This is a genomic window from Micrococcus sp. HSID17227 (genome assembly GCF_003989405.1).
Classification (GTDB): Bacteria; Actinomycetota; Actinomycetes; order Actinomycetales; family Micrococcaceae; genus Micrococcus; species Micrococcus luteus.
The window spans coordinates 1-3,325 of sequence record NZ_RBLN01000167.1 but is presented as its reverse complement, the minus strand read 5'-3'; the positions used below and the strand labels follow the sequence as shown (position 1 = coordinate 3,325).

At 75.5% G+C, this 3,325-nt stretch carries 4 protein-coding genes; all 4 read right to left on the bottom strand.

What is annotated here, in order from left to right:
• On the bottom strand, positions 1-435 hold a 435-nt coding region (locus tag D8M29_RS08595), incomplete at its 3' end, for a CrcB family protein (RefSeq protein WP_148111557.1).
• Positions 436-512: 77 nt separating this feature from the next.
• Entirely contained in the window at positions 513-1,352 is an 840-nt protein-coding gene (hisN, locus tag D8M29_RS08590; RefSeq protein ID WP_041104303.1) for a histidinol-phosphatase, read from the bottom strand.
• A gap of 29 nt (positions 1,353-1,381) precedes the next feature.
• On the bottom strand, positions 1,382-2,482 hold the full coding sequence (gene rsgA, locus D8M29_RS08585; protein WP_044659234.1) for a ribosome small subunit-dependent GTPase A: 1,101 nt from the start codon (positions 2,480-2,482) through the stop codon (positions 1,382-1,384).
• Positions 2,482-3,325 (bottom strand): 3-phosphoshikimate 1-carboxyvinyltransferase (locus D8M29_RS08580; RefSeq protein WP_370450157.1); only part of this gene is annotated, 844 nt, incomplete at its 5' end. The genes rsgA and D8M29_RS08580, both read right to left, overlap by 1 nt.

Sequence of the window (3,325 nt, the reverse complement as noted above, 5' to 3'; positions counted from 1 at the left end):
GCTCCCGGCGCGCAGGCCGAGCACGGCCGCCGCCGTCGGGAGTGCAGCCATCAGCGCGAGCACCAGCAGCACCGCTACCGCCGCGGCGAGGACGCCACCCGCCCCGGACGCCGCAGCGCCCAGCCGCACCGGCCACAGCACCAGGGCGACGGCGCTGGAGATGGTGGTGAACGCACCGAGGAAGCCGGTTCCCAGCCCCGCCACCAGGCGTGGACGCCAGTCCGGCCCGCGGCAGCGCGAGGCCGCCCACAGCAGGCCGAGCAGGAACGAGCCGAGCACGTTCACCACGAACAGCGGCAGGGCCTGGACCAGCACGTCGACCGCCCCGAACGCGGCGCCGAACGTGCCGCGGAAGTTGGGCGCCCCGGCCAGCGCGGTCACCGCGTTCATCACCCCCGCACCGCACAGCACGCCCGCGGCACCGCCGAGGGCCACCGCACCCGCAGTGCCGGGCCGGCGATCCGTCCCGCGCCCGCCCCTCCGGTCGGCCGTCGTCTCCCCCCGCGCGGCCATCAGGCGCCGCCCTCGGTCTCGTCACCCGCGCGGAGGCGGGCGAGGACGTCGTCGTGGAGCAGGCCGTTCGTGGCCAGCGCGTGCCCGCCGAACGGGCCGTCCTCGCCGTCCAGCGAGGTGAAGCGGCCGCCGGCCTCGCGCACGATCGGCACCAGAGCGGCCATGTCATGCAGCTCGAGCTCGGGCTCGGCCGCGATGTCCACGGCGCCCTCGGCCACGAGCATGTAGGACCAGAAGTCACCGAAGCCGCGCACGCGCCACACGTCCGAGGTGAGCTGCAGGAACGCGCGGATCGAGCCGCGTTCGCGCCAGCCCTCGATCGAGGAGAAGGACAGCGACGCGTCCTCGACCCGATCCACGCCGGACACGGTGATCCGCTGAGCACGCGTGAGCGAGGTGCCCGCGAAGGCGCCCTGGCCGGCCGCGGCCCACCAGCGCCGGTGCAGGGCGGGGGCGGAGACGACGCCGACGACGGGCTCGCCGTCGATCAGCAGCGCGATGAGGGTGGCCCACACGGGCACGCCGCGCACGAAGTTCTTGGTGCCGTCGATGGGGTCGACCACCCACTGCCGGCCGGAGCGGCTCAGAGATCCGCCGAACTCCTCACCCACGATGCCGTCGCGCGCCCGGGCACGGGACAGGGTGGAGCGGATGGACTCCTCCGCGGCGCGGTCCGCATCCGTGACAGGGGTGAGATCCGGCTTGGTGCTGACCTCGAGGTCCTGGGCCTTGAACCGGGACATCGTGATCGAGTCCACGTTGTCCGCCAGCATGTGGGCCAGCCGCAGGTCCTCCGTGAGGTCGCGGCCGCGGGTCGCAGGGTTCTCAGGTCGCTCCATGCCGCCCACGCTATACCGCGCGGGCCGCCTCAGTCCTCGGACGACGCCGCGTCCTCCGCCCCCGAGGGGGCCAGCCGGTTGCCGAGCAGACGCCGCAGCGAGGCCAGGCGTGCCGCTCCCGAGGGGCCGGCGTGGCCCGCGGCCACCCATGCGTCCAGGCCGCAGCCGGGGGAGTCGGCGGTGTGGGTGCAGCCGCGCGGGCAGTCCGCCAGCCCGCCGGCGAGGTCGTCGAACGCCTCCACCACGCGGTCCGGCTCGACCCAGCCCAGCCCGAAGGACCGGATGCCGGGGGTGTCCACCACCCAGGTGTCCGGCAGGGGGGCGCCGTCGTCGCCCGTCAGCGGCAGTGCGAGCGCGGACGAGGAGGTGTGCCGGCCCCGGCCGGTGACGGCGTTGACGTGGCCGGTGGCCCGTTCCGCGCCGGTGAGCGCGTTCAGCAGCGTGGACTTGCCGACGCCGGAGGGCCCCACGAACGCGCTCGTGTGCCCGATCAGCCGCTCGGCCACCCGGGCCACGAGCGAGGCGTCCAGGGCGGTGTCCCCGGTCTCGGCCTCGAAGGTCGCCGCACCGGAGGTCATCACCTCCAGGTCCAGGGCCTCGTAGTGCGCCACCAGCGCGGCCGGATCACGCAGGTCGGTCTTCGTGATGAGCAGCACCGGGTGGATGCCGGCGTCGTAGCAGGCGACCAGGGCGCGGTCGATGAAGCCGGTCCGGGGCTCCGGATTGGCCGCGGCCACCATGATCACCAGCAGGTCGGCGTTGGCCACCACCACCCGCTCGACCTCGTCCGAGTCGTCCGCCGACCGGCGCAGGACCGTGCTGCGCTCCTCGACACGGACGATGCGTGCGAGCGTGCCCTCGTCCCCGGAGAGGTCCCCGACGACGGCCACCCGGTCGCCCGTGGCGATCGGCGTGCGGCGCAGCTCGCGGGCGCGCATCGCCGTGATCCGCTCGTCCAGGCGATCCGGCAGCACCACGGCGTACCGGCCGCGGTCCACCGTGGTGACCATGCCGACCTGCGCATCCTCGTGCTTGGGCCGCTCCTTGGTGCGCGGGCGGGTGCCGCGTTTGGACGGGCGCACCCGGACATCGGACTCGTCCCACGCGGAGGGATCGAGGCGCCGGGCCATCAGCGGGCCTCCTCGGCCGCATCGCCGGGTGCCACGAGCGCGGTCCACAGTGCGGGGAAGTCCGGCATCGTCTTCGCGGTGGTCGCCACGTCCACGATGCCGGTCCCCGGCACGCGCAGGCCGACGACGGCGGCGAAGGTCGCCATCCGGTGGTCGTGGTAGGTCTCGAGGGCGGCGGGCGACAGCGGCCCCGACGCGTCCGTCCCCGGGAAGCCGAGCGACGTCTCGTCCTCGTCCACGGTGATCCCCAGGCGGGCGGCCTCGGCGGTGAGCGCGGCGAGCCGGTCCGTCTCATGGCCCCGCAGATGGCCGATCCCCGTCAGGCGGGTGGGCCCGGAGGCCAGCAGGGCGAGCGCGGCCGCGGTGGGGGCGAGCTCGGCCGTGTCCGCGATCTCACCGGCGCCGGTGATGCGGGGCGCGCCGTCGTCGTGGACCGCCCCCGTCACCGTGAGCCGGCCGCGGGAGCGGTCCGTGCGGTCGACCGTGAGGGCCACGCTCGCCCCGAACTGCGGCAGGATCCGCCGCCAGCGGTCGCCGATCTGCGTCGTGCGGGTGGGCCAGTCCGGCACCGTCACGGAGCCGCCCGTGGCCACGGCGGCGGCCAGGAAGGGGCCTGCGTTGGACAGGTCCGGCTCGACGGTCGCCTCGTGTGCCGGGATGCGCCCCGGGGCCACGGTCCACGCCCCGGGACCCGTCTCGGCGACGTCCACCTCGAGCGCGCGCAGCACCCCGACGGTCATCGCGACGTGCTCCGGACTCGGCACGGTCTGCCCGGTGTGCCGCAGCCGGAGGCCGCGCGGCATCCCCGCGGCCGCCAGCAGCGCGGCGGACAGGAACTGGGAG

Excerpts from the sequence above, each read along its gene's own strand:
- hisN (WP_041104303.1), bottom strand. The coding sequence starts at position 1,352 with ATGGAGCGACCTGAGAACCCTGCGACCCGCGGCCGCGACCTCACGGAG.
- rsgA (WP_044659234.1), bottom strand. The coding sequence starts at position 2,482 with ATGGCCCGGCGCCTCGATCCCTCCGCGTGGGACGAGTCCGATGTCCGG.